Genomic DNA, 303 nt, shown 5'->3' on the forward strand with positions numbered 1-303 from the left:
GTTCCTTTGGGATCACCCCCCTGGATCATAAAGTTAGGTATTACCCGGTGAAAAATTAGTCCGTCATAATATGGTTTTCCCTGAGGTTTAGCCTCATTTTCCAGATTTCCCTCAGCCAGGGCCACAAAATTTCCAACCGTCCCCGGAGTTTTTTCATGTTCCAGTTTTATAGTGATGTCACCTCGTGTGGTGCTGAGTTTTGCATATAATCCGTCGTTCATGTCGTGATTTTAGGTTAAAAAGGCAAAGATAAAGAAATGAATAATGTTTAAGGTTCAATGAATAATGAAAAGAGGGATAATT

General features: G+C 39.6%; 1 protein-coding gene. It reads right to left on the minus strand.

Translation table 11 applies throughout. The annotated features are described in order from the left end of the window. On the minus strand, positions 1 to 221 hold a 221-nt coding region (locus tag HC175_RS22735), incomplete at its 3' end, for a peptidylprolyl isomerase (protein ID WP_209310225.1). Positions 222 to 303 lie beyond the last annotated feature (82 nt).

This window comes from Salinimicrobium oceani, assembly GCF_012037645.1.